Genomic DNA, 25,195 nt, shown 5'->3' with positions numbered 1-25,195 from the left:
GACCGTTGTGAGCATTCTTATCACCAACGACGATGGCATCGAAGCGCCGGGCATCGCGGCCCTATATCGAGCGGCCGAGGGGCTCGGCAAACGAATCGTGGTCGCCCCCCGCGACACCCTCTCGGGATGCAGTCATCGTATCACCATGGATCGTCCGATCGCGATCGGGCAGCGGACCCCGACCAGCTACGGCATCGACGGAACGCCAGCCGATTGCGTGCGTCTGGGTCTGTTCGAATTCGCTCCCGATGTGTCGCTGGTCCTTTCGGGCGTCAACGCCGGAGGGAACATGGGGGCGGACGCCTTCTACTCGGGGACGATGGCGGCCGCGCGAGAAGCGTGCCTGTTCGGGATCCCCTCGATCGCCTTTTCGCAGTTCATGCGCCGCGGGCTCGTGGTCGACTGGGAAGTCGTCGTCACCTGGACCCGGCACGTCCTCGAGGCTCTCCTCAAACGCGGGTCCAACGACGGCACTTTCTGGAGCGTCAATTTCCCACATCTCGAAGAGACCGACGCCATCCCCCCCATGGTCGACTGTCCATTGGAGAAGAGCCCGCTGCCGCTCAACTACGACAAGGGGCACCACGTCTTCCACTACCAGGATCGATATGCGAACCGGGAGCGGACCGAAGGGAGCGACGTTGAGGTCTGTTTCGGTGGTCGAATCACTGTCACGAAGGTCCGGGCGTTCGCCGACGACGCTTAAGTCCGTTGATCTACTCGCTGCCGGCCGAATCTACGGATGGCGAAAGCACCAGCCCGTGAGCTATCGCAACGAGGACCAAACGCTCGAGGCGAAGTCGCTGTGCCGCTTGATGGCGTCGTCGAGGTCACCCGTCGTTTCAAGCTTCATTCGCCGCGCCAGGTAGCAAAACTCACGCGTTCCGTTCGGGGGGACCGTCAAGTCCTTGGCGTGTCCGCGAACGACTCGAAGGGCGTCGATCACCCGACGAAGAAAGCCGTAGGTCGAAAGTAGCTTGGTGGCGAAACGCTCGTCAAACCATCCGACGGCGGCCAGACTGCGAATCCCGAGCCTGGTGCTCGGCAGGCGAACGCTGTGGTCGCGTCGCCCCACTTCGATCTGTTGCGACTGAACGTAGTACTCGACATCGACCAAACTTCCGGGACTGTGCTTGGCCGAGTACATGCCGTCGGGCACGAGTTGCCGCATCTGCATGTAGCGGAGCTGGCGGATGTTGTCGTAGTCGATCGGTTCGGCGCCGTAGACGAATTCGTCGCGTGCCTGCTCGACATCGCGGCGAATCGAGCCCTCGCCGGTGATCGCGCGCAGCTTGACGAGCGCGAGCCGTTCAAACTGTTCGCTCGGCCCCGAGGAGCTGAAGTACTCGCGGAAAATCTTGAGCGTACAGGCCTGATGACCGCCCCGGCCGAAAGGACGTAGCCGGAGGTCGATCTCGAAGATACCGTCGCGCGCGGTGCGGAAGATGCGAAGAAACTCGTTGGTGAGCCGCTCGAAGAACTCGGTATTGCTGATCGATTCCGGCCCGCTGGTCATGCCGTGATCCTCGAAGACGAAGAGCAGTTCGATGTCCGACGCGAACCCCATCTCGCGACCACCGAGTTTGCCGAGGGCGCACACCGTCCATGGACAGGGCCGATTGCCCCGGAGCATCGGAACGCCGTAGCGTTTCTTCAGCGGGATCAGCGCCAGTTCGCACGCCTTGGTAACCGCCACTTCCGCGAGATCCGACAACTCATTGGCGAACCGCTTGAACTTGATGCGATCGGTGATGTGCCGCAGATCGATCCGAAAGATCTCGCGATCCTTGAACTTGTTGAACTCCTCGATCTTCCACGCGGGATCGTCGCTGCCGCGAAGCTGCGAACTGACTTCGGCGCGGAGTCGGGGAATCGACTTCGCGTGATCGAGTGCTGACGTGTCGCGAATGAGCGGAAAGAGCCGCTCGTGTTGCATCCGCAGGAAGTCCTGCCACAGAAAACGGCTCATCCCCAGCACGTCGGCGAGCGTCGCCAATACGCGATCGGAATGAAGCGTGTGCAGATCGCTACGCCAGTCGGCACGCGAGAAGAGATCCCCAGTCAACTCGACGAATTGCCGGAGCGCCAACGCCGGATCAGGCGAACGAGGAAGCGCCTCGGCGAACTGCTTGATCAACGCGGTGCCAAAACGGAGCTGACTGAGCTGCTCGAGCGATTCGATCTTCTGGCCGCGCGGATCGTTGATCCAGAGCGTGTCGCGAACCTCGGCGTCGACGGTGCGGATGCACGCCCGTTCGACGTTGAAATTCAAGAGCGCCAGTCCGATCAGTAATTCGTAGAGGAACGCGGGCTCATCGTTCCCGAAGACGTTGACGACGGTCAGTTCCTCGAAGGTCTGATTGTCGACGTCGATGCGGATGGTGCGAAGCGGGTCGAAGCGACGCTGCATTTGCTCCTTCTGCTTGAGAAAGAGCCGACCCATCAGTAGCTCGCCGACGCGGCAGAGACCGTGCTCGCGTTTCTCCTGAAACAGCTCCTCGAGTTCATCGCGGAACGCATCCCAAAGCGTCGAGGACATCGGCCGGTGAACGCTAACCTCTAGGATGTCGAAGACGCGACATTCCTTCGACTGGCGATTGGGCGGCGTGGCGAACGGGCCCGACCGGAATTTCCCTCTCCGCAGCCGTTGCCCGATGGTCTCTGATCCACTCACCTCGCGCCGGACGGTGTAGGCTTCACCGCGAACGATATCGAAGCGGTGGACCGCTAGGAGCCCGGAAATGATCGAAAACGCGCCGACCTCGTCGGGGGTCGTCACGATGACTTGCCACCGACCGCTGCTCGACGGCTCGGCGAAGACGTGCACGCGGTGGGCATCGTCCGGTTCGTCGAGCAAGTGGGCGTAGGGTTCGCAAGCTTCTCGCGACTCGTCGGAGTCCCACGTCCAGTCGGGCTGACTGGAGGAGAGGTTCATCGGCCGGTAGCGGTGATCGAATGCGTGGGTCATCGGTTCAAGTTCAAACAGTTCAAAACGGCCTGGTACCATCAATGCGCGATCTCGTCGTTGGATCCGGGACCATGAGCCGAATCCAAGAGCCGAGCCGTTGCCCCGGCGACTCGTCTACTTAAATTCTATTTCATCGTTTCCAACGAAGGAAGATCGTTCCCGCTCCCCCACGGAGCGAGTTCTCACTCGTTCCCGATGCAGATTGCGTTCCAAACCTCTCAATCGACACGAGGAATCTCGCACCCGCTTCGTCGGCGATTTGAGGGAACTCGGTCACGTCGTCCGGTTCGGCCAAGAAGCGGATCTGCACCACTTAGCCCGCAGATTTGGGCCTCAATGCGACCGAAATACACGATTTCCTCACCAAAACGTGAGCGATTCCTGTTCAAATTGGTCAAAGTTTCGACAAGTTGGCCATTCACCTGTCCCTATTTTCGTCGCAATCGCGATGGAGATAGTACGCTGCAAGCGTGACTTCAGCACCGATGAAACGACAACGACTCACAACCGCACCGGGAGACAAACGCGTGAAACGACTATCTCTTGGGATTGCCCTCGGCTGTCTCTGCTTGGCTCTCGTCGCCCCCGACACGTTGGCGGGGCCAAGAGGCCGATCCGGTGGAGCACGACGCTCGAGCCCCTCGAGTCCGTCCGGACGGACGAATCGCAGCAACTACGTCAGCCCCGAACGCCGGGCGACGCCGGAACGACGCTCCACCCCGAGCGAACGCGGCCGCACGCCGGGCAATGCCAACCCGGGCCAGCGTTTCGAAGGCCTACAGCAGTCCAATCCCGCGATGCGGACCGAGCGAGGTGCCGCCAACGCGGGGAATGTCGAGAGCTTTCTCGGCCTCAATCCCCAGAACGCCAATCGGCAGCCCGGCCAGGCTCAAGAGCGTTTCCGTTCGGCCTACGAAACCGGCCCCAAGCCCTTCTCGCCCAGTTGGTACGCTCAACATCCCAATGCGTGGAAAGTGACCCATCCCAACGCCGACGTTTGGCTCGCCGCTCAACCGAACCGGTTGGGCCGTTGGATCGGCGTCCCCGTGGCGGGTGCCGGGGGCACGACGGTCGTTGAGTCTTCCTACGGTACCGGCGAGTCGGCCGTCGTCTCCGACGCTCCGGCAGAGCAAACGACCACCGCGAGCACGACCGATTCCGCCACGGAGAGCGACACCACCGCCTCCGCCGATCAGAGTCAGAACTTCATGACGATCGGCATCTATGGCCTGGTCCCCGCCGGCGAAGCCGAGGCGACCCGCATGGTGCAACTGACGACCGATCCGGAAGGCACGATTCGGGGAACCTACTTCGACGTGCTGACCCAGAACAAGGGCTCGCTCTCCGGCCAGATCGACAAGTCGACGCGGGCCGTGAGTTGGACCCTCGGCGAGAATGGCAAGGTCACGTTTAACACGACCCTCGACGACTTGACCAAGCCGGAGAGCAAGGTCTCGGTCGACTACCCCAATGGCAAAAAGAGCACCTGGCAGATGGTCATGATGCAGGAACAACAAGCCGGGTAAGTCGATCGTCGTTCATATTCACTCGTCCCACGCTCACCCCGCAGTGAGCGTGGCGCGTCCACAAGACCGAGCCCGCCTCCTCCTCACCCCCTTCGGTAACCAATCGCCAAAGCTTACTCCCTCGCGCCTTCGCCGAGTCTCGCCTTTCCTCTTCGGTTCCAGTAATTGTAGAACCACTAACTCCACTCTTGAGAAGTTTGGTCCGCTGAGGCATCCTAGAGAGCCTTGGGGCCATCCGAACACTCTTACACTAGACGAGGCTTGGCACTCCGTTGATTTAAACGGGCCAAGGCGAGAACGAGCAATATTGGCCAATATCAAGGAGGAAAAACGCAGGCGAATCCGTAGATTCGTCGAGGTTTTTCAACGCCGAGATTGGTCAAAAGAGCCGTTCGCGGCCGGCAGCGAATAGATCAACGGGTTGTTAGGCTCGGAAGAGGGAAACGTCGATGCGTACCGTCTATCAGAGACCGCGGCGAGGAAGCCGCTCCGGATTCACGCTTGTGGAGTTGTTGGTCGTCATCGCGATCATCGGTGTCCTGGTCGCTCTCCTGCTTCCCGCCGTCCAACAAGCTCGCGAAGCGGCCCGCCGGGCTCAGTGCCAGGGGAACATGAGGCAGTTCGGTGTCGCGATGGCCAACTACCACGACGCTCACCAATGTTTTCCTCCCGGGGTGGTCCGACGCGACGGCATCAACAACGACATGCTCGACTCGACGGCGAACTGGGGTTGGGGAGCGTTTCTGCTTCCCTACCTCGATCAAGTCTCCCTCGCGGAACAACTTAACTACGACAAGCGCTCGTTTAAGAATGCCCTCGCCGATCCCGATACGCTCGCGAAGATGCAGCATCCTCTCTCGGTCTTTCGATGCCCCTCGGATCCGAACAACGGCCTGACCAACTTTCGCAAGATTCCCGTTCCCGGCGGCCCCCCCGTCCGAGCCTATGGAGGTGGCACGAACGTGATCCCGGTATCCCTGTCGAATTACGTCGGCGCATCGAGTAGCAGCACCTCCTCGTGGGGAGATGGAGACCCCGACACCGTGGGGGGACTCACTCGCGGCAACGGCATGTTTCTTTCTCCCGGCGTGACGCCCGCGAGCCACGCTCACCTCGGCGGATGTCGCCGAGCCCGAGAGATCACCGACGGACTCAGCAAGACGGTCGCCATCGGCGAACGAGCCTCCCTCCTGCCCAACCGGGCGACAGGGGGATCGCTCAACTGCGCGGCGGGCGTCGTCTACGGCGTGGCCGACATCCAGCACTACACCCTCCGCGGCGATCACGGGTTGCTCGATACCCTCTTCGCGGGCAAACGAGGCATCAACCCAGCCAACGAGGATGAATGCCGCATCGGCGTCTCGAGTCTCCACGCCGGCGGTGTCCACTTCGTCTTCGCCGACGGTTCGGTTCGCTTCATCAGCGAGAACATCGACCACGACCCGTCGAACAATGCCGTCGACAGCACCTACGAAGCTCTCATCGGCATCAACGATGGTTCCCTTCTCGTCAACGAGTTGTAAGTGAATACTCGGGCCGCGAACAAGCGGTTCGGCACGCCCGAAGTCGAAGAACTGACCAAGTACAAGAAGGAACTCGAACCGTGATTCGTACGTGGCGATACTTCAGCCTCCCCGTCGGACTCTGCGTTCTGCTGGTGGGCTGCGGTGGCGGCGACGGAAACTTCGGGGTGGTGCGTGGCGTCGTCACGCTCGACGGCGAGCCGGTCCCAAACGCCGAGGTTGTCTTCGTCCCCAAAGAAGGGGGGCGGTTCTCGAAAGCCAAGACCAACGATGCCGGCGAGTATGTCCTGATCTACTCCGCGTCGAAGGCCGGGGCGATCGTCGGCATTCACGAGGTCCGCGTAACGACAGGCGTCGAGACTCCGAGTGGCAAGATCGTCAACGAAACCATTCCCGCCAAGTACAACGCCGAGGGCTTTGTGGAAAAGGAAGTCCAACCCGGCAACAACGTCATCGACGTCCAACTAACCAGTGGCTAGCGGCCTGCTAGTCGCAGCCGGCAGCGAATAGATCAACGGGCTATTAGTGTCCCGATGGGCAAGTTCGTTCCATGAAATCTCGGCCCTCGGATCGTGCGGGAAATTGCCAAATGACAGGCGTTTCCCGTATGCCCCCGGCGAGCGTGGGCAGGGCACCCAAGAGACTCTTGGGCAATGAATTGACCAATCAAGGACTGCTAAGCTTCCGCGATCGGCACGTCGAAGTTGACCGGGCCACAGCCGCGGCCGAGACCGGGACTGGTGCGGATCGCCTCGGCGACGAACCTCTTCGCTTGACCGACGGCTTCTGAGAGATCGACCCCGCGGGCTAGGAGCGATGTTAGAGCGGAGGAGAAAACACAGCCCGTGCCGTGCGTATTGGGATTGTCGAGATGTGGGCCGTCGAAGCGGAGGACTTCGCCGTCTGACCAAAGGACGTCGACCGCTCGGTCGGCGAGCCGTCCCCCTTTCACGATCACATGCCTGGGGCCCAACGCGGCGATGGCGCGAGCCGCTTCCTCAAGAGCCTCCACACCGCCGATCTCGATTCCGCTGAGAGCCTCGGCCTCGGGAATGTTCGGCGTCGTGACGAAGGCGTGAGGCAGGAGCCGCCTCTTGAGGATCTCCACCGCATCGGCATCGATCAACGGATTGCCCTGTTTGCTAACCATGACCGGATCGACGACGAGGGGAAACGAGAAATTCGGGGCGAACTCGGCAACGAGGTCAATCATCGCGAGGCTCCCGAGAGCTCCCGTCTTCGCGGCATCGACGGGGATGTCGGCCAAGACCGACTCGAGTTGCTGCCGTACCAGGTCGACGTCCATCATCGCGACCCGCGTGATACCACGGGTGTTGCCGACCGTCAGGAGCGTCACGACATTCATCCCGTAGACGCCGAAGCGTGTGAACGTCTTCAGGTCGGCTTGGAGACCCGCGCCGCCCGAGGGTTCCGATCCCGCGATCGTCAACGCCACGCACATCGGCTACTTCTCTCCGCCATAGAGATTCTCGAACGTCTCCTCCCAACGGCGTTCGTCGTCCGCATCCGATGTCCCTCCCTCGGAGTTCGTCGGGACGCGATGCTCTTCGCCTTCCACCACATCGGCGGCATGAGCCTGCTCGATCGCCTTCTCGGTGCTGTCGGGATCGACGCTCCGGCACGACTCAATCAGCTTCTGGGAGATGTCGATCATCTCGGCGCGCCACTCCTCCGGCGTTGTCTCACTCGGGCAAACGTTGACGAACTCGCCGCACAGGAGAATCATCCGTAGCAGATGACGGAAGATGATCCCCTCTTGCTTCACGAGGTTGTGAGCGCGGATGTACTTGTTGAAGTCGCCATTGAATCGCAGGAGTTCTCCGACGGACCAGACCGGGCTGGTCTGTACGTCCTTCACATCGGGATAGGTCGCGTCGAAGAGGAGACGGAGCTTCTCGGCGAGCGGCGGTTCGAACTCCTCCTCGTCGTCATAGCCGTTGTCGTTCTCTTTCTCCTCGTCGGGAACCTTCGCGAGCATGAGCCCGCGTTTGATCAACTCCGTGTCGAGCCGCGTCGTCTGAAGCGGACCAGGCGGGACTTCCTCCTTCAGCGGCACCCGCACCGACCGCCAAAGGGCTCGCGGCAACCCCAAGACACTCTCGAACGCTTGAATCCTTTCGTCACGGTCGGCGATGCCGAGATGCTCGAGGAGAAAGGCTCCGTAAATCGGATGGATGCCGCGAAATTGAAGGAGGCTGCCGAGTTTCGGTGTCGGCGTCGCGAGTTCGGGCGAGTAGCGCGGTTTAGCCTCGACCTTCTCGTCCTTCGGTTTCTCCTTGGTGACGTTGGTCAGAATCCCGTCGAACATGCCCGAACCGGTTGGCGCTTCCGGCTTTTTCTTCTCCTCCTTCTCGACCACCTCCTCCTGCTTGGGAGGTTCCGGCGTGAGGGTCACGAAGCCCCCCGCCCAGAGCGAGAGGAGCATGCGATCGAGGTCCTTCTCCGCGGCCTCGATTCGGGGTTGGTCGAGCAGTCGCTTGCGGATGACGCCGCGCACGCGTTCGACCTCGGGCGACTTCCGCAGGAGGTACGCCAGCAGGCGCCAGGGCAACGGACCCTTGCTGTAGAGTTTGCCGGGAGGAGCGGCGATCAGCTTGTCGAACTGGGCCTCGTTCCAGTATTGCTGGGTGTCGCGACGCGTTGGCTTCTTCTTCTTGAGGGCCTTCTTCGCTTTGAGGAGTCCGGGATCCTTGGTGTTCTCGGGGATCGAGTCGTACTTCTCCTGCCACCGAAGGATCTTGACGTCGTCCTCGTGGGCCAACGCGTAAACGTAGCCGCGATCGTCGTACTGTGGTCGTCCGGCGCGCCCGAAGATCTGATGCGCGGTGCTCGCGTCGATCAGCTTCTTCTTTCCCTTCGGCCCCTTGAGCAAATTGGTCAATACCACCGAACGAGCCGGGAGATTGATGCCCGCCGCCAGCGTCTCGGTGCAAACACAGACCGAGAGGAGTTTCTGTTCGTAGAGCCGTTCGACCAGCCGCCGGAAACGGGGCAACATCCCCGCATGGTGGACGCCGACGCCGCGTCCCAGGATCTGGCGGATCTTCGGCCCGGCCCCTTGAGTGAAGTCGAACCTCTCCATTTCCTCCTTGATGCGTTGGCGTTGCGGACCAGTGGTCAAGTCGAGCCCCTTGAGGTGCTCGGCGACGGACCAACACTCCTCGCGATTGAAGCAAAAGACGAGCGCGGGTGTGCGCCGCGAATCCCCTTCCCCGCCCGCCATGTCGACCATGTGTTCGCCCAGCAAACGATCGGGAATCCACTGGTGGGCCAAGGGAACGCGTCGTTCGGTTCCCTCCACCAGTTCGAGCTTTCTGTTGTGGCAGCGTTCGAGCCAGTTGACGAACTCGCGCGAATTACCGACGGTCGCGGAGAGAAGCATCAAGCGAACATGAGGCGGCAGCAGCGCGAGCGAGAGTTCCCAAACAATGCCGCGTTCGGCGTCGGCGAAGTTATGGAACTCGTCCATCACGACCGCCGAGACGCGCTCGAAGTCGAAATTCTCCGCGTTGAGCAGTCGATTGAGCAGGATCTCCGCGACAACGACCAGGACGCGGGCGTCGGGATTGACTCGTCGATTCCCGGTGACGAGACCGACATCAGTCTCGGAGAAACCCCAAGAGACGGCGCACTGCTGGAGTTCGTGGAATTTTTGATCGGTCAGCGCGATCAGCGGCGTGGTGTAGTAGGCGATCTCGTCGCGATGCAGCGCCTCGTAGAGGGCCGCGTGGGCAATCATCGTCTTGCCCGTTCCGGTCGGGGCGCAGACGAGCACCCCCTGCTCCGCGGTCATCCAAGCCAGCAGCGCCTCTTCCTGAACCGGATAGGGCTCCACTTGCAGGCTCGAAAGATAGCGGTCTCCCAGTTCGTCGCGACTCGGTACGGTGGCGTCCATTCAGTCCTCGGATCGGCAAGGTGCGGCTCGTAGTGCCGATCTTCGTTCTCGGTTGTTTATGCCACCGGGTCAACCTGTGTTGCAAACATCCGCCGACGGAGCATGCGTCGATGGATCACCATGACCGGGACCGAAGCGACTAGCGATACCGCTCCATAATAGAGCACCACGAAGAGGACGCCATCGGCGATCGCTGTCGACGAGACACCTTCGGCCCCCGACGTGAGAATCGCCGCCGCGGGAAAGAGAGAGGCCTTGACCAGGAGGGCCAAGTTGACGTTTCGCACCGTCACTTCCATGCCGACCGCGATACGATCGGGCGACGGCCAACCGAGAAACCGGAAGGGAATCATGCTCAATTGCTGGGCGACGACACAAAAGAGGATGATCGCGGTGGGGACCCGCCAGCCGTACGCGTGGGGGTCGATTCGCCCGCTGCCGAGCGAGCCGACGACCATCGCCGCCAGGAGCACGAGCGCGAAACGCATCGCCCAGCGCGACAGCTTGCCGCGATAGGGCCGGGCGACTTGGGCGAAGCCGTACCCCGCCACCAGGGGCAAAAGGAGAAAGAGAAAGACTTCGCCCACCACCCGATCGATGGGAAGAGCAAACCCCGCGGGCATGTGCTCGGAGGCGAAAAGGGCCAAGATCAACGGAATCGAGACGAGCGACCCGAGCGTGGCGCACGCGGTCAGCGCGATCGAAAGGGCCACGTTTCCCTTCGCGAGGAACGTGAACAAGTTCGACATCGAGCCCCCCGGCATCGCCGCGACGACGATCAATCCGACCGCGACGCCGGGCTCGAGCCGAAAGAGCCGAATGAAAACCAGCGCCAACAGCGGCACGCCAACGAGTTGGAGGACTCCGCCCGCCAGAAAACTGCGGGGTCGGCGGAAAATGCCGATGAAGTCATCGAGCGAAAGCGTCGCCCCCATCGCGAGCATGACCAACGCGACTTGGCTCGACGCCAGCATGTATTCGTAGCGTGGATAGTCTAAAAACATGGGTTCACGGCCGCGTCCTCAGCAACAACAACGTCGATCGAGATCTCAGCCTTTATCGGCAATCGGTTCGATATCGTCGTAACTATTCTCGAGCGTCTGAGCCATTCGGCGTAGAGCGTTCTCGGGAGTCTCGCCGTAAAAGCGTGGCATCGCGGCCTGCGACTCCTCAGCGGGAGCTTCACAGCGAGCGACGAAGTGGTCCCCTTCCGGTTCCACGATGATGACAAACCGGGTCTCGCTTCCGTCCCCGCTCGTGGCGCGAACGCAATGCCGCGGCATGGCCACTCCCTCCGACGACCGACTCTTCCCTCGCTCAGTTCAACTCCTCGTAGAGTTGCTCGTACGCTTGAACCATGCGGTCAACGCTGAAGAGACGTTCGACGCGGTCCTTCCCCTCGGCCCCCAAACGCTCGCGCAGCTCGGGTTCGTCGAGTAGGCGATTGATCGCCTTGGCCAGCTCGAACGGACGCAGCGGTTCGACCAGGAGTCCGGTCTGGTCGTGGACGATCAGCTCATCGACTCCCGCGATCCGGGTCGCGACGACCGGCTTGCCAATGAGCATCGCCTCGAGAGCGACGTTCGGCATCCCCTCGAACCGGCTCGGAATGACGAGGATGTCGATCCCGTGCAAGAGACGCTGGGCGTCGTCGCGATGGCCGAGAAAGTGAACCTGTTGTTGAAGCTCCAGGTTGCGTGAAAATCGCTCGAGCGCGCCGCGTCGTGGGCCGTCACCGACGATGAAAAGGGGCGTGTCGCGTCCGCTGATGCGGAGGACATCGACGGCCCAGATGAGATCGCGAACCCGCTTCTGGGGCCAAAGTCGACCGATGAAACCGATCGTCACCTTCTCGCTCGGCACTCCGAGATCGTCCAGGACCTCGCTCCGTTCGGGCGCCGGTGTTCCGTTCGACTCCGCTTCGATCCCGTTGGGAATCACCACGAGCTGGCTTCGGGGAATCCCGGCCTTCTCGTAAAAGGCGCTGACCGCCTTGGTGTTCGCGACGACGCGGTCGGTGAAACGGGCTAGCCAACGATCGATCGCGAGTTGGTAACCCGCCTTCCACGAATCGACACAGCGTTCCGACGCGATCAGATGCGGCACGCCCGCGGCCCAGGCGGCGACTCGGCCGTAGCAGTTGCCCGCGAAGAGCCACGTGTGGACAATGTCGGGAGCGATCGACTTGACGAGCCGAAAGAGGCGCCACAGCGTCAACGGATCCCAAGAGAACCGCTTGTGGAGGCAGTGGACCGTCAGTCCCGCGTCGCGCAGGGCCTCGGCGTAGGGCCCCTCTCGCGTCAGCGCACAGACCGTGACGTCATAGCGATCCGCGGGCAACCGAGTCGCCAGAAGCATGAGCTGCTTCTCGGCGCCACTCCGATCCAGGGTCGGAATCACATGCAGGATTTTGCGTCGCCTCATGGGCGGTCGGCTTGCCCCTCGAACGTTTGGAATGATTGTCGGCATCTCGCGAAAGCGATGTCGCCCTTGATGGCTAACGCGGGACAACCTTTCTCCAGATCCACGGCGTCGCCGGAGCGACAAGTGATCGCCGAGGACCGGTCGCGAGCCGAAGTGGGTATATTACTCATCCATCCAGGCGGCACAAATGCCAACTCGCTCAGCTTTTCCGAACCGGCGACGGCCGAACGAGCTTTCCCTGCCAGGTGTCACGCCGCTGGAACTCCCGATCGAGTTCCTGAAGAAACGACGCTTTCTTCTCCACCCACGCCGGCGCGACCAAGTAGTTGTCGGGCGCATCCCCCGTCACGCGCTGCACCACCATCGTCTCGGGAAGGCGTTCCAGAAACGCGATCAAGACTTCCATGTACTCAGAGCGATCGAGAATCGCGATCTCCCCACGCTGGAACTGCTCCTCCATCGGCGTATCGCCGACAACGTGGAGATTGTGGATCTTCACCGCATCGACATTCGAGGCCACCAATCCCTCGGCGGTCTGCATCATGTCGTCAAACGATTCGCCCGGCAGTCCGAGGATAACGTGGGCGCAGATGTCGATTCCCCGTCCGCGGGTCCGTTCGACGGCGTCGTAGTAGCAAGCGACGTCGTGACCGCGGTTCATCCAATCGAGCGAACGCTGGTGAACCGTCTGCAAGCCATATTCGAGCGAGACGTACATCCGTTTCGCGTAGCTCTCGATCAAATCGAGCACCGGATCGGCCACGCAGTCGGGGCGCGTGCCGATCACCAGCCCCTGGATGCGGGGATGGGCGACGACCTCGTCGTAGAGCCGTTTGAGTTTGTCGAGACTGGCGTAAGTGTTGGTGGCGGCCTGAAAATAGGCGAAGTAGCCATCGGGGCCATAGCGGTCCTCAAGCATCGCGATGCCACGATCGATCTGCTGGTGCAAGGGCACGCGCGGAAGACGTCGCGTCGGGCTGAAACTGCGATTGTCGCAGTAGACGCAGCCGCCAAGGGCGACTTTGCCGTCGACGTTCGGACAGGTAAATCCGCCATCGACGGTGACGCGAAAGATCCGTGCCCCGAAGCGCTCGCGAAGGAACTGGTTGTACTTGTAGTAGCGTAGTCCCGCCTCGCGCCAGCCGCGCGGCGGGGCCTCGACCACCTCTTCACCGACCGACTGACTCATCGCCCCTCCACCTTTCGAGCCTCCTGCTCCTCCACGTGACGTCGTGCCTCTTCCATCGTCGGCACAAAAAGGGGTGAATCGACCGGCAACGCGAGCAGAGCTTGGCGGTAGAGTTCCCGGGCCTTCGTCGGATTGGCTTGCCGCTGCAAGCGAGCCGTCGAGATCAGCCGCTGGGGATCGGGCCCTTCGAGCGGACGAGGAGCGATCGGCGGCGTTTTTTTCTTCGCGAATTCCGCCGACTTATCCACATGCGTCTCAATGCGATCGAGCCGCGCGAGCGCCTCGCTCGCGTGCAGGGACGCCGTCGTTCCCTTCTTCCTCGCGGCGAGTCGGTAGTAAACTCGGGCGAGTTCGTGCTTGCCCTTCATCTCGGCCGACTCCCCTTTGACATAGTGATTCATCGCGGCGGCCCCATGCTTCGGCTCGGCATTGGCCGGATGTTCGGCGAGTTGCCGGTGCGCCGCATGGATCGCGGGATCGCTGATGACCAGCCGGTATTGCTCGAGCACTTCCTCGATCGCCCGCAGCGCGGCGCCGGGATCATCGCTCTTGGCTTGCTCGAGGGCCTTTCGGGCCTTCGTCATCGCCAGCGTCTTGACGGCGGCCAGGATGTCTCGCGCGTGCCGTTGCCGTGCCGGGTCGACCGAAGACTCGGCGAGTTCGCGATAGATGTCGATCGCCTCGGCGATGCGACCGGACTTGTAGAGTCCCGCGGCGTGAACGAAGTCGCGTTCCTCGGCCATGCTCCGCAAGTCGATGATCTGGGCATCGGTCATGATGTTGCCGCCGCGCGCCACTCGGTCGAGGGCGATGCCTCCAGGCAACGCGACGCGCCGTCCCGCGCCCGTGCCAACGCCGCCGATCACCGCTCCACCGCCGCTAGGCACCGCGACGGTGGTCTGCACGCTCTGCACGCCAACCGTGGGCAACTCGATCGTCGCTTCGGCCTGTCCGAACGCGAGGGGCGTCGCGGCCAGAAGGACCATCATCGCCGTCGCCTGTTTCATCGCGGTGCTCCTTATTGGAAGCGGGGACATTGGGCACGTTCGTGACCGATCAATACAGCCGTCCATCAAAAATGTACTCGGCATGCCCACGCCAGACAGGGCATGGCACCTGGCGAAGACGGAAGAGAATGACTCGTTCGAGCGATGGACGACGAGTCGACTCATCAGGCCGCGGGAGCGAATCCATGCCGACGGGTGACCCAACTCGCTCTCGTCCTCCGGGAACCCGATGCGACCGTTTCCCAACGATCTAATGTATCAGGTCGGGGTGATGCGCGAAAGCATGGGGATCCGACCACGGTTTTGGCCGATTGATTGCCGAGCGATGGGGGTGATGTATGATCAAAACGGGGGGGGAGCAGCCGTCGCCCGTCGCTCGCGACGCGACTTCCTCGACGACAACAGCCTTGGGTGAGGATCAGATGTCCGAAGCAGAGAATTCGGCGGAACGGCTAGCACGGACCCTCGAGGGACTCCGCGACCAGCTCCGAGACGCGGCCGGCCGTTGCGATCTCGCGAGCGGCGACCTGGTCGATCTGCTAGGCTCCCTCAGCGAAAACCAGTCGTCGCAGCAAGCCCCAGAAGCGACGGCCTCGGAGGATCTCGCGAATCAGCTCGTTCAGCTCCAGGAGCAGCTCGCGACGAAGGATGCCGAGCACGAGGCGCGCATCGCCGCCTTGCAGGAGGAATTCACCAGCGAACGATCGCAGCTTCACGAGGAACTCGATCTGCTTCGCGGGCAGTACAAGCGGGAAATCGACGATCTCAAGGCCCAAGCGAGAGAACCGAGCGCGTCGGGCGATGCGGAAGCCAACTCCGAGGGTATGCGGCAACTGCAAGAGCAGATCGAAGCCGAACGGCAAGAGTTCTCCAACAAGCTCGAAACGCTGCGTCAGGACTACGAGTCTCAGCTCGAGCAAGTCCGCTCCGGTTCCAATGCCGAGGAGATGCGGACCGACGAGGCCGTGCAACGTGTCGGTTTGCTGACGCAGCAGGTCGAAACCCAACGGGCCGAGTACGAAGCGCGAATTTCCGCCCTCAAGGCGGAAGTCGAACGGGAAAAAACTCGCCTCAAGGACTTCGTTCGCGACGCGGCGGCCCAGTTGAGTGAGAGTTCGCGGCGTGGCGACGAACTCCAGCGTCAGCTCCACGAAAAGGACGAACTGCTGAGTATGCGAAACGAGTCGGAAGACCTCGGCACGCTGCGAGACGAGAACGAGCAACTCCGCCAAGCGGTGGAACAGTACCGCACGGAACTCGCCAACCAACCGCAGCTTCCGACCGACCTCGCCGAGTACGAACGCGAACTCAACGAATTTCGGGAGCAACTCGAAGGAGCCCAGGAGTCACTGCAGGAGCAAGAGCAGGAACTTCAAGAGAGGTTGCGGGCAAGCGAACTTCAGCTCTCGACGGAACGAGCCGAGATCCATCGCGAAAAGGCTTCGATCGAACGCATTCGGCTCGAGCTGAAGACCGAACTCGCCCATGCCGAGCGAGAGGCCCAGATTCGCAATCAGATGGCGGGCGTGAAGCAACTCCAAGAGGAAATCCGCACCCAGGGCGATACCGAGGAAGTCGACGAGAACTCCCTCGCCAGCAAGATTCGCCGCCTCATCAAACGACTCGGCTGAATCGGTCGTTCGTTCTCGCGACCAAACCTCCCCACCCAATGGAAACGGATGGAGACGTCCGAAGACGCTCCATCCGACGATGGTCGACGAGTTGTTCTGCTGCCGAGGCTCGCAGGCCTACAGGTCGCTCACTTCATCGACGTAGCGGTGTGGAACGACGTACCAAGAGAGATCGCGTGCGATCTTCCGCAGGAAGCGACGTCGGAAATGGTCCTCGCTGATCACCTCCGTCAACGGCACCGACCGGTTGGGTGGATAGCTGCACATGTACATGTCGTTGAAGACCACCATGTCCTTGTTCACGTCGTGAACGCGGAAGATGACTCGCGACTTGCCCTGCAGCAGGTATTGATTCTTCGTCTCGTTGAGCGAGAACTCCTGCACCTCGGTGAAGATGACGTAGTCGACGTCGAATTCCTCGCCGATTTCCTGCAAGCTCATCTCGCCCCAGTGGGAGTTCATGTCACGCCAGTGACGAACCTCACGCTCGGGAACGACCGTGAAACGTTTTTCGTTCGAGGCGATGTTGAAGCCAAGGAGTTGGGCGATCTCCTCATCAATCGCGTCGTGACCGAAACGTAGCCCGCTGTTGGCGTAGCTGAGCACGAGCACGCGTTTCTCATCGCGACGCCCGTCGACCAACTCGATCGCCGGCGGGGCTTTCGACTCGGCACCGATGAGGTAAAAGGGCAGCGCCATCATGTTGACGAGACAGCCGCTGGAACCAAGGGCGGTCGCCAGGAGGAGTCCAGCCAGCATCCAATTTCGACGCGGTAGAACGTGCATGATCGGTCATCCTCGCGCAATCATTGACGTCCGGAATGCCGCCTCGATAACCGACCCCGATCGGTCACGGGCTAACCGGCGCGTCAATCCCCCGATTGATCCTTCGCCACGATTGGCGTCGCGACAGCCTCCGAACCCCCGTTCGGCAGTTGGGTCGCGCGACAACCGAAGTCGATGCCGTCGTCCAAAGAAGCAACTTCAAACAGTGCAAGCGGGCCTTGCGCTGACACTGGGGTCGCGCAGGCGGTATCTGATGCTTGCCTCATTCCGTTCGACGTTGGGTGAATCTTGGTCTTCGTGAGCAGGGCCTATAGACGACGCTTCAACACCATGCAAGATCAATCCGTCCGGCCTGCTCAAGCGGCCAACTAGAGACCGGCGGGCTCCAACGCGCCGGCAAGCGGCACGGTCGCGTCGTCGGTGACTTGAATGTTGAGATTGTCGAACTGGACGGCGCCGAGACCGGTCATCGCCAGGTGAAGGCGGACATCGGTGTCGCGATTGACGGGCCGCAAGAGTGTGAAGGATGTCCAGTTCGGCGAGTGCGTCACGCGTCGCGCGAGCGATTCTCCCCCGAGCGAGTCCCACATCATCGCGCCGTCGACACTTCCCGCGACACCCGCGGGCAGCCGGACCTGTCCGGTGATGCGTACCACCTGGCCGCGGCGAACACTGACCGGCGGGCTGACCAGCTCGACCCGTAGGTGCTCGGCCACCGCGACCGGAAGCTCCCGCTCGGCATCGAGCTTACCGACCACGCGCAGTTCCAGCGCCTGCTTGCCCTCCTGCGCCGAACCGACCAGTAGCGCTTGCACGTCGACTCGATCATCCCCAGTGGCTTTGTAGCGCCAACCGAGAGCGTCGAGATTTCCCTGGGTCTCGAAGTCACCGCTGGGCAGCAAGTTGTCGCCGAACTGGGCTTGCTGGAGACCAGCGCGAAAACGACGCGACTCGGGCAACGTGAAGAAGGAAACCGCGTAGGGATCCGCGACCGGCGAGTCGAGGCCGTGGATCGCCATGTGCCAGTGAACCTGTCGCACGAGCCTGGTGAGACGAAGGCAGCGTCGGGCTTCCGAGACGGTCTGGCGGAAGTCGCGTCGTTCATAGGCTTGCCGGCAAGCCTCGAGTCGATCGCGAGCCTCGTGCAGCGTCCCAATGTTCTTTTCCAGCCGCTGGTCCGACGATTCGAGTTGAACGTTGATTCGCTCGGTCTCGGCCAGTTCGATCTCCGCGAGTTCCTTGGACCAATCGGCGGCGTGCGGCAAGACCTGGTGAATCAACTCCTGGTAGTGCTGAAAGAGCCCCTGCTCCGTCGAAAGGACGACGAGACTGGCGATGTCGAACTCCGGGACCGTGACCCGAATGCCGCCAAGATCCTTTCGACGTTTGAGCGAACGAATCTCCGCCAAGCTGACTTGGAAGACCTGCGCCGCCTCGGGAGCGTTCTCGACCATCACCTGCAAGTTGGCCAGCGCGGCCTGCCCGAGGACATACTGCGAGTTGCCACCACGCCAGTAAGGCACGACGAGCGTCCCGCGTTGATGCCGAAACGAGGTCGCTCCGACTTCCGGATGGGAGGTCTTGGCGGGAATCGGCGGATTGCCACCAGCCAGGAACGGCTCGATGAGCGTCAATTCGAGGTTGAGAAGCGCGATCTGAAGCATGCGGGCTCTCCCCTGGGCCGCTTCCGAAAGCGCCTTGTCGGAGGAGAAGACGAGTCCGCGATAGCCGGCCGCCAACGCGTGATACGTCATCGCCTTGATCTGCCCTGGGGCGGGACCGATCGGCACCTGAAAGGGCTGGGACAGATCGTGACCGTAGATCAGCTCGGCATACTCCTTCGGCACGTGGGTCTGGATCTCGGTCCAGTAGAGCGTACCGGGACGTCCCAAGTGCTTCCGTTCCAGGAGCCACTTGCGATAGGCGTTCAGATCGAGACTCGTCATCAGCGGGTAGCGGTGAGCCCCGACCATGTCCAAGTCGCGGGTGTAACTTCGCATGGCGTTGGAGACGTCGGCGGTGATCGGCCTACCCTTGATCGGGTCCTGCGAACGAATCGTCCGCACCACCGACGCGACGGTCGGCTCCTCTTCGCGATCGAGTCCGCGACCGAGCAGATAGGCCATCTCCCGAGAATCGAACTCCAAGTCGATGAGCCCATCGTTCGATTTGAGCGCGACTTGTCCCTGGTTGGCCGAGACGAGCGTGGCGCGACTCGCCGAGGTGATCGGCAGCACGGGGAGGACTTGCAGCCCCCGCTTCTGGGCGTCGTTCATCAACTCCGAGTTGATGGGCCAGTCCATCAACACCGTGTTGAGACCGGCATCGCTGAGCGTCGAGAGAGGAGCGTCGGTTCTCCGGATCCCCCGCATGAAAAACGGACGATCGCCGACAAGGAGGCGGTCGTGCAAGATACGAACTCGCTTGCGATCTTGGTCGCTGGCGACCTGGGGCCGATGCACCTTCGGCACTTGTCCCTTCTCGTCGCGAAGGACGATCGGCACGCTCTTGTCGCCGCGCATCTCCGCGAGCCCGGGACGCAGCACGATCGGTCCGATGTTGACGTCATCAATGCGAACGTCGACATCGCCGACGCCGGTATGGACGTTGAAGACGATCTGGTCGACGAAGGCGTCGGAGACGTCGACGTTTCGTCCTCGTTCGGCTTGAAGTAGCTGCTGTTGTTTGCGCAAAAGTAGATCGGGTCGGCGGATTTGAAGGCGTCGCCAGCGATCGGTCACTTCGTACGCGTCGCCCGGCAATAGTGTCGTCAGCGGTTTTCCCGTCTCCGGATCGACCTCTTTCGGCAACACCACGCGCGCCTCGAGACGGGTGCCGGGCCGGTCGGAGTAGACCCAAGCGCTGATCTGCAATTCCTCGAAGACCAGTGCTTTGGGCGGAAGCAACTCGATGTAGGCGAATCGGCCGCTCGAGAGACGGACCTTGAAGCGTTCGGCTTGGTTGCCGCTGTGGGCAATATCCGAGACGAGCCCGTGTTCGAGGAGGCGGACTTGGCCATCGGTGATGCCCAAGCGCATCTGGGTCTCTTTTCCCTCGAACGTCTCGCGGTGGATCTGCTGGGCGGACGCATGGGAGACAAAGGCGCCCAGGATGGCGATCGCTCCGAGGACCCGGGGGTGGTTCATGGTGTGGTCTCCCGCTGAATACTCGTCTGTCGACCGGGTTGGCGGTCGCTATCTCGTCGCGCGCTGAGTCCGCGCCGCCGAGCCTATAGCAAGCAAGAAGAACCGCGCGAAGTGATATCGCGGGCCGAGATGGGAGAAACTGGGTGCTCTGGAAGGGAAGGACGCCCGATTCTTGGCGAACCGGGCGTTTTGGGAAACACAAGACACTCCCCGCGATCGAGGAACACCTGGACGTTCAGGACTTCGGGGGAGCCTTCGCCGCCTTCGTGGACGGATCGCCCAGGCACCAGAGAAAGTCTTCGCCTCGGACGAACATCTTGCCGTTGGCGACCGCGGGAGTGCTCAGGAAATGATCCTCAAGGTTGGAATCGGCGATCGGCCGATAGGCGGACTCGGCCGCGATCACCTTCACGTCACCCTGCTCGCCGAAGATAAAAAGCCGGTCCCCCAACAATAGCGGCGAGGAGAAGACACGCCCGCCGAGGTTCATTCGCTTCGTCCAAACTTCCTCGCCGGTCTTCGCGACCACGCAACGAGCCAGCCCCTGATCGGTCACCATGAACAGATGCGGCCCATGCGCGACCGGCGTGACGCAGTAGGGAAGCGAACGCGAACTCTCCCACGCGACGTGGGTCTCGCTTACATCCCCCTTGCCGTCGGGACGGACCGCGACCATGTTCTTGCCGCTATTGCCACTGCCGCATGTCGCGACGATCAAGCCATCTGCCAGGACGGGCGAACCGACCGTCCGCATGTCGAACCGATCGCAGACCCAGACCTGCTTGCCGGTGTCGGCGTCCCGCCCCTCGATGCCGCCGATCGAGGAGAAGATCAGTTGGTCCTTGCCGTCGACATTCATGACGAACGGAGTGCTATAGGCCGCCTTCTCCGACGCCCAAGTCTCCTTCCACACCGGCTTTCCGGTCTCCTTGTCGAGCGCGATGATGTAGGAGTTGGAATCGTCATCATTGAAGATGATGAGCTTGTCCTTGTGGAGAATTGGCGACGATCCGGAGCCGTGGCCGGCGTCAAATGCCCCGAGCGAGCGTTTCCAGATTTCCTGACCGTCAACCGTATAGCAGTAGACGACGTGGTCCTCGGGATCGGTGAACTCGAAAAAGACCAACTCGCCATCGGTCACCGGCGTCGCGGTCGCGTAGGTGTTTTGCTTGTGCTTCTTGTGAGTGGCGAAGGGGAACTGAGCTCGCCAGAGGAGCTTGCCGGTCGTCACGTCGAAGCATTGGATCAACCGGACACGCCCCTCGTCCTCCGCGGAGGTCAAGAAGACTCGGTTTCCCGCCACGACGGGCGACGAGTGGCCCAAACCGCCGAGCTTCGCCTTCCACAGGACGTTGCTCGGACCGATCTCCGACGGCATCGAATCGCTTGAGGAGGTCGCCGTTCCGTTGGGCCCCCGGAAGCGCGGCCACGACTCCGATTCGGCGTGGGCGGCACGAGTGCTGGTCCATGCCAACCAAGTCACCATGATCGCGAGCCCAAAGGCGCGCCCATGCCCAGGGATCAAGTTGCCGAGCGTCATGAATTCACTCTCCTGATGGATTGTTCGTGCCTCGACCGCCGGCGCGGCCGATCGACATCGGTGGGTGGAAAGAGTCTGGCGGGTTACCTCGATCGAGCACCACTTCAACGGGGTGTGCTTGACGTCAATCTGGCTGGTGATACCATTTTGCCAGGAGCAACCAAACCGTCAATCCTGGCCGTCACGCATCCAGTATTCGCGTGTCGTGGGCAATTTGCAAGAGCCCGGCCGCCTCGTCGCAAGACTACAATGCCAGAGGTTGCGGTCCCGATGGAGCCTCAGGTAGGAACGTCGCGATGAAGCTCAAGTGCCATCAGTGTCCCGAACGCGCGGTTTTTCACATCACGGAAGTCGATGATGGCGGGCAGTACTCGGAAGTTCATCTTTGTCCGAAGTGTGCCCACCACTACCTCAACGCGACGCCGGAGCAGTCGGTGACCTCGGCGGCTCTCGCGGAAGTTCCCGAGAAGCCCAAGGCGGAAGTCTCCGTCGGTCTACCCAGTTCGCCGTTGGAAACCGACATTGAATGCTCGGTCTGCGGAATGACCTTCGCCGAGTTTCGCTCGAGCGGCCGCTTGGGCTGCCCGCACGACTACGACGCCTTCCGCGAGCACCTCATGCCGCTCATGGAGACAATTCACGGCAACACCCGTCATGTGGGAAAAGTCCCCGGCCGACTCCCCGCCGACACGCGCGTTCAGACCGAGCTGATCAAGCTCCGCCAGGAACTGCGGCAAGCGATCGCCACCGAGGACTACGAGCGGGCCGCCGAACTTCGGGATCAGATCGACCGGCTTCGCGGCGATCATGCGGAGTAGCCTCTCCGCGACAGACCGGGGCACTGGCTGATGATGATTTGATTCAGTGACAGCGTAGCGCGTATGCTGGACTCGCGGTGTTCGAAGCATGGGTGATCGAGTTGTGGGAAACTGACGTTCGATGACGACCGAACTTGCCAAGCTTCAGTGCCCCGATTGCGGGATCAAGTACATGGAATTCCGCAAGGAGGGGCGTCTGGGCTGTCCCTACGACTACGTGATCTTTCGCGACGGCATCGTCCCACTACTTGACCGCGTTCACCGGGCAACGCATCATACTGGGAAACGCCCACGCCGATCATGTGAGTCGGTGGAGTCCCCCAACGCCATTCGGGGACTGCGTTACCGCTTGAAACAAGCGATCCACACCGAGGATTTCGAGGAGGCGGCTCGATTGCGCGACGAGATTCGGGCCAAGGAGCGTTACGATGGACTTTCATGACCTCGCAACCAGGAGCGGCGAGTGGTTGCGGGGAAACGGACCCGAATCCGATATCGTGATCTCCAGCCGACTGCGGCTTGCCCGAAACCTGGCTGACTTTCCCTTCTGCAACCGAGCCAGCGACCTCGAAAAACGCGAGATCGAAGCGACCTTTCGCACCGTTTCCGACGACCTGGAGTTCGGAGAGGATCTCCACTACCTCGATGTCGACAAACTCGACTCGATCGATCGCCAGTTCCTCGTCGAGCGACAACTCATCAGCCGGGAACTCGCCACCACTGATGGTGCACGCGGGGTCGCGATCGCGCTGAGTGAGGACGTCAGCCTGATGGTCAACGAGGAGGACCATCTTCGGATCCAAGTCCTCCGCAGCGGCTACAGTCTCCAGGCCTGCTGGGAACTCGGCAACCGAATCGACGACCTGGTCGAGGACAAGGTCCGCTACGCCTTCAGCGAGGAATTCGGTTACCTCACCGCTTGCCCCACCAACGTCGGCACCGGCATGCGCGCCAGCGTCATGCTGCACCTGCCCGCGCTGGCGATGACCAAACAGATCGACCGCGTCTTCCGAGCCCTGCAAAAAATTCAGCTCGCCGTCCGCGGCCTCTACGGCGAAGGCTCCCAGGCCTCCGGCGACTTCTACCAGATCTCCAACAACGTCACCCTCGGCAAGACCGAGGCGGAGATCCTCCGCAACATCGAGGTGGTCGTCCCCCAGATCGTCCAATACGAGCGCACCGCTCGGACCGAACTCGTCAAAGAGAGTAAGCAAACGCTCCACGATCGCGTCAGCCGGGCCTACGGCATCCTCTGCACCGCGCAGACGATCAGCTCCGAGGAGACGATGCATCTCCTCTCAAGCGTGCGAATGGGAGTCAATTTGAACCTGATCCCCGACGTCAACGTCGGCATGATCAATGATCTCTTCATCCATACCCAGCCGGCCCACCTTCAGAAGATCGAGGGCCAGCCGCTCGAGAGCGAAGAACGCAACATCGCTCGAGCGACCTACTTGCGTCGCCGCCTCACCAACACCAGCGAGTCGGCCAACTAGACCAGCACCGCGTCATGTTCCTGCTGGGGTCGATGGGCGACGTGCTCGCTCGTCTCAATCGTTCGCTCGGAACATCAAAATCATCGAGTTCGATGGATCCCGCCAGCTCATTCGCTTGCCGATGAGTTCCTTGAACCGTACGATATCTGTCTGTGGCGGGTTTACCCTCCGCCACCGTTCGGGGGATTAGCTCAGTTGGGAGAGCGCTTGAATGGCATTCAAGAGGTCAGGGGTTCAAGTCCCCTATCCTCCACTTTCATAGCTTGACGATTCGGCTGGCCCCGCAGTTGACTGTGGGGCTTTCTTTTTACCCGCGTCCAGCCTCGAACGTCCAACGCGATCCGCGGTTTCGCATCCCATCCGCCCGATCTCTGATCTCTTCGCGGCGGGAAAGCGCCGTCCTCGATCCCAGCAGCGATCGGGCGAACTCGCGCAAGAGCCAATTGACGACCAGCCCGAAAATGGAGATCGCCCCGAACGCCATGATCATGATCGGGGCGCAGGACGCCTCGACGGCGAACTGTTCGCGGGTCACCCGAGCGAAAGGGGTCGCCACGACGATGATCATGTTCCGAGTGCCATCTCCCACCCCATAGGTAAAGCGTCTGCCAACCGCGATCTCATCGGTGCTTTCGGTCCGGCGCAGCGAGAGCTTGTCGACGTCGTCCGCCGCACCGACGATCGGATCGAGCTCGGGCCCAATGTCGATAACGCTTCCCCGCGACTCGTCACCAAGAGACACCAGCTTTCGATCCTGAAACAGCGCGAGCCATTGCCCCTCCGCGGAACCGACTGCCAGCGTGTCCGCATGATGAACCAGTAGCTCCTTGCCCGCCGAGGGACTCAGCACGATCTCGCCGATGCGAGCGCTGATCACCAATATGCCGATGACCTCGTTCCCATCACGACGCAAGCGAAACGCACGATCGGAGTTGGTGAACCGTTGTCCGAGCGAACGATCGTCGGGTCGGTCACGAGGTCGGATCGAACGCGTTCGACGCGTTCGACGGCGGTTGCGGCGCGCCGAGCGACGTGGGGCAATCGTGAGCCGATGGGCTGACTCTTCGTGGACGAAGTAGTAGTAGATCCCCTCTTCTTCCATCAGCCGACTCGCGAACTCGAAATCCGACTCGCCCGCTTGGTCCGTATAGTGTGAGCGTTGCAACGGTGGCGTCTTTTTGTTTGCGGTAGGCTTGGGTTGGTTGGCCCTGGTTTGTCGCGAGGC

General features: G+C 61.7%; 20 protein-coding genes and 1 tRNA gene. 9 read left to right on the top strand and 12 right to left on the bottom strand.

Annotated features, from left to right (window positions below):
* Nucleotides 1-7: 7 nt before the first annotated feature.
* Nucleotides 8-706: a 5'/3'-nucleotidase SurE gene (gene surE, locus Pan216_RS10600; RefSeq protein ID WP_145257967.1), complete on the top strand. Its 699-nt coding sequence runs from the start codon at nt 8-10 to the stop codon at nt 704-706.
* A gap of 60 nt (nt 707-766) precedes the next feature.
* On the opposite strand, the gene Pan216_RS10595 is transcribed toward surE, so the two are convergent.
* Nucleotides 767-2,968, bottom strand: coding sequence for a hypothetical protein (locus Pan216_RS10595; RefSeq protein WP_419193502.1), 2,202 nt, complete (start codon nt 2,966-2,968; stop codon nt 767-769).
* A gap of 527 nt (nt 2,969-3,495) precedes the next feature.
* Between Pan216_RS10595 and Pan216_RS10590 the strand changes: the two genes are divergently transcribed.
* The 3 genes from Pan216_RS10590 (at nt 3,496) to Pan216_RS10580 (ending at nt 6,496) form a co-directional block, all read left to right on the top strand.
* On the top strand, nt 3,496-4,494 hold the full coding sequence (locus Pan216_RS10590) for a hypothetical protein (protein ID WP_145257965.1): 999 nt from the start codon (nt 3,496-3,498) through the stop codon (nt 4,492-4,494).
* Between the two features lie 449 nt (nt 4,495-4,943).
* On the top strand, nt 4,944-6,017 hold the full coding sequence (locus Pan216_RS10585) for a DUF1559 family PulG-like putative transporter (RefSeq protein WP_145257964.1): 1,074 nt from the start codon (nt 4,944-4,946) through the stop codon (nt 6,015-6,017).
* Nucleotides 6,018-6,097: 80 nt separating this feature from the next.
* Nucleotides 6,098-6,496 (top strand): transthyretin-like family protein, encoded by a 399-nt coding sequence (locus Pan216_RS10580; protein WP_145257963.1) that lies wholly within the window; start codon nt 6,098-6,100, stop codon nt 6,494-6,496.
* Between the two features lie 197 nt (nt 6,497-6,693).
* On the opposite strand, the gene thiD is transcribed toward Pan216_RS10580, so the two are convergent.
* The 7 genes from thiD to Pan216_RS10545 all read right to left on the bottom strand — a co-directional run bounded on the left by thiD (nt 6,694) and on the right by Pan216_RS10545 (nt 14,553).
* Nucleotides 6,694-7,479, bottom strand: coding sequence for a bifunctional hydroxymethylpyrimidine kinase/phosphomethylpyrimidine kinase (gene thiD / locus Pan216_RS10575; protein ID WP_145257962.1), 786 nt, complete (start codon nt 7,477-7,479; stop codon nt 6,694-6,696).
* Nucleotides 7,480-7,482: 3 nt separating this feature from the next.
* A complete protein-coding gene (locus Pan216_RS10570; protein ID WP_145257961.1) occupies nt 7,483-9,933 on the bottom strand; it encodes a DEAD/DEAH box helicase in 2,451 nt (816 codons plus the stop codon).
* A 56-nt stretch (nt 9,934-9,989) separates the two neighbouring features.
* Nucleotides 9,990-10,937 (bottom strand): bile acid:sodium symporter family protein, encoded by a 948-nt coding sequence (locus Pan216_RS10565; RefSeq protein ID WP_145257960.1) that lies wholly within the window; start codon nt 10,935-10,937, stop codon nt 9,990-9,992.
* A 45-nt stretch (nt 10,938-10,982) separates the two neighbouring features.
* Nucleotides 10,983-11,216 carry a hypothetical protein gene (locus Pan216_RS10560; protein WP_145257959.1) on the bottom strand — a complete coding sequence of 78 codons (234 nt, stop codon included), beginning with the start codon at nt 11,214-11,216 and terminating at the stop codon, nt 10,983-10,985.
* 34 nt (nt 11,217-11,250) lie between these two features.
* Nucleotides 11,251-12,357, bottom strand: a complete 1,107-nt coding sequence (locus Pan216_RS10555; RefSeq protein WP_419193501.1) for a glycosyltransferase — start codon at nt 12,355-12,357, stop codon at nt 11,251-11,253.
* A 199-nt stretch (nt 12,358-12,556) separates the two neighbouring features.
* Nucleotides 12,557-13,546 (bottom strand): tRNA modification radical SAM protein MnmL/YtqA, encoded by a 990-nt coding sequence (mnmL, locus tag Pan216_RS10550; RefSeq protein ID WP_145257957.1) that lies wholly within the window; start codon nt 13,544-13,546, stop codon nt 12,557-12,559.
* Nucleotides 13,543-14,553: a hypothetical protein gene (locus Pan216_RS10545; RefSeq protein WP_145257956.1), complete on the bottom strand. Its 1,011-nt coding sequence runs from the start codon at nt 14,551-14,553 to the stop codon at nt 13,543-13,545. Before Pan216_RS10545 ends, mnmL begins: the two co-directional genes overlap by 4 nt.
* Before the next feature lie 422 nt (nt 14,554-14,975).
* Here Pan216_RS10545 and Pan216_RS10540 point away from each other — a divergent pair, with 422 nt between their 5' ends.
* Nucleotides 14,976-16,184, top strand: coding sequence for a coiled-coil domain-containing protein (locus Pan216_RS10540; protein WP_145257955.1), 1,209 nt, complete (start codon nt 14,976-14,978; stop codon nt 16,182-16,184).
* Nucleotides 16,185-16,301: 117 nt separating this feature from the next.
* Here Pan216_RS10540 and Pan216_RS10535 read toward each other — a convergent pair whose 3' ends face one another.
* The 3 genes from Pan216_RS10535 to Pan216_RS10525 all read right to left on the bottom strand — a co-directional run bounded on the left by Pan216_RS10535 (nt 16,302) and on the right by Pan216_RS10525 (nt 21,656).
* A complete protein-coding gene (locus Pan216_RS10535; protein ID WP_145257954.1) occupies nt 16,302-16,970 on the bottom strand; it encodes a hypothetical protein in 669 nt (222 codons plus the stop codon).
* 368 nt (nt 16,971-17,338) lie between these two features.
* Nucleotides 17,339-20,116 carry a hypothetical protein gene (locus Pan216_RS10530; protein WP_145257953.1) on the bottom strand — a complete coding sequence of 926 codons (2,778 nt, stop codon included), beginning with the start codon at nt 20,114-20,116 and terminating at the stop codon, nt 17,339-17,341.
* 235 nt (nt 20,117-20,351) lie between these two features.
* A complete protein-coding gene (locus tag Pan216_RS10525; protein WP_145257952.1) occupies nt 20,352-21,656 on the bottom strand; it encodes a PQQ-like beta-propeller repeat protein in 1,305 nt (434 codons plus the stop codon).
* A 296-nt stretch (nt 21,657-21,952) separates the two neighbouring features.
* On the opposite strand from Pan216_RS10525, the gene Pan216_RS10520 reads away from it, so the two are divergent.
* From Pan216_RS10520 to Pan216_RS10505, 4 genes are all read left to right on the top strand, one after another.
* The gene (locus tag Pan216_RS10520) at nt 21,953-22,474 is read left to right on the top strand and encodes a UvrB/UvrC motif-containing protein (protein WP_145257951.1); all 522 of its coding nucleotides are present in this window, start codon (nt 21,953-21,955) and stop codon (nt 22,472-22,474) included.
* Between the two features lie 121 nt (nt 22,475-22,595).
* Entirely contained in the window at nt 22,596-22,916 is a 321-nt protein-coding gene (locus tag Pan216_RS10515; protein WP_145257950.1) for a UvrB/UvrC motif-containing protein, read from the top strand.
* Nucleotides 22,903-23,970 (top strand): protein arginine kinase, encoded by a 1,068-nt coding sequence (locus tag Pan216_RS10510; protein ID WP_145257949.1) that lies wholly within the window; start codon nt 22,903-22,905, stop codon nt 23,968-23,970. The genes Pan216_RS10515 and Pan216_RS10510 overlap by 14 nt, the downstream gene beginning before the upstream one ends.
* Nucleotides 23,971-24,150: 180 nt before the next feature.
* Nucleotides 24,151-24,223 (top strand) — tRNA-Ala (locus Pan216_RS10505).
* Between the two features lie 54 nt (nt 24,224-24,277).
* Here Pan216_RS10505 and Pan216_RS10500 read toward each other — a convergent pair.
* Complete coding sequence (locus Pan216_RS10500) at nt 24,278-25,135, bottom strand: phage late control D family protein (RefSeq protein ID WP_419193500.1); 858 nt, start codon at nt 25,133-25,135, stop codon at nt 24,278-24,280.
* Nucleotides 25,136-25,195: the final 60 nt, after the last annotated feature.

This window comes from Kolteria novifilia (genome assembly GCA_007748055.1).
Lineage (GTDB): Bacteria > Planctomycetota > Planctomycetia > Kolteriales > Kolteriaceae > Kolteria > Kolteria novifilia.
Note: the sequence above shows the minus strand (reverse complement) of the source record. Positions and strands in the feature narration are given on the sequence as shown.

Bases quoted from the DNA above. Each gene is read 5' to 3' on its own strand.
- Pan216_RS10595 (WP_419193502.1), bottom strand. From the start codon at position 2,968: ATGACCCACGCATTCGATCACCGCTACCGGCCGATGAACCTCTCCTCC.
- Pan216_RS10585 (WP_145257964.1), top strand. From the start codon at position 4,944: ATGCGTACCGTCTATCAGAGACCGCGGCGAGGAAGCCGCTCCGGATTC.
- thiD (WP_145257962.1), bottom strand. From the start codon at position 7,479: ATGTGCGTGGCGTTGACGATCGCGGGATCGGAACCCTCGGGCGGCGCG.
- Pan216_RS10570 (WP_145257961.1), bottom strand. From the start codon at position 9,933: ATGGACGCCACCGTACCGAGTCGCGACGAACTGGGAGACCGCTATCTT.
- Pan216_RS10565 (WP_145257960.1), bottom strand. From the start codon at position 10,937: ATGTTTTTAGACTATCCACGCTACGAATACATGCTGGCGTCGAGCCAA.
- Pan216_RS10560 (WP_145257959.1), bottom strand. From the start codon at position 11,216: ATGCCGCGGCATTGCGTTCGCGCCACGAGCGGGGACGGAAGCGAGACC.
- Pan216_RS10555 (WP_419193501.1), bottom strand. From the start codon at position 12,357: ATGAGGCGACGCAAAATCCTGCATGTGATTCCGACCCTGGATCGGAGT.
- mnmL (WP_145257957.1), bottom strand. From the start codon at position 13,546: ATGAGTCAGTCGGTCGGTGAAGAGGTGGTCGAGGCCCCGCCGCGCGGC.
- Pan216_RS10545 (WP_145257956.1), bottom strand. From the start codon at position 14,553: ATGAAACAGGCGACGGCGATGATGGTCCTTCTGGCCGCGACGCCCCTC.
- Pan216_RS10540 (WP_145257955.1), top strand. From the start codon at position 14,976: ATGTCCGAAGCAGAGAATTCGGCGGAACGGCTAGCACGGACCCTCGAG.
- Pan216_RS10535 (WP_145257954.1), bottom strand. From the start codon at position 16,970: ATGCACGTTCTACCGCGTCGAAATTGGATGCTGGCTGGACTCCTCCTG.
- Pan216_RS10530 (WP_145257953.1), bottom strand. From the start codon at position 20,116: ATGAACCACCCCCGGGTCCTCGGAGCGATCGCCATCCTGGGCGCCTTT.
- Pan216_RS10525 (WP_145257952.1), bottom strand. From the start codon at position 21,656: ATGACGCTCGGCAACTTGATCCCTGGGCATGGGCGCGCCTTTGGGCTC.
- Pan216_RS10520 (WP_145257951.1), top strand. From the start codon at position 21,953: ATGAAGCTCAAGTGCCATCAGTGTCCCGAACGCGCGGTTTTTCACATC.
- Pan216_RS10515 (WP_145257950.1), top strand. From the start codon at position 22,596: ATGACGACCGAACTTGCCAAGCTTCAGTGCCCCGATTGCGGGATCAAG.
- Pan216_RS10510 (WP_145257949.1), top strand. From the start codon at position 22,903: ATGGACTTTCATGACCTCGCAACCAGGAGCGGCGAGTGGTTGCGGGGA.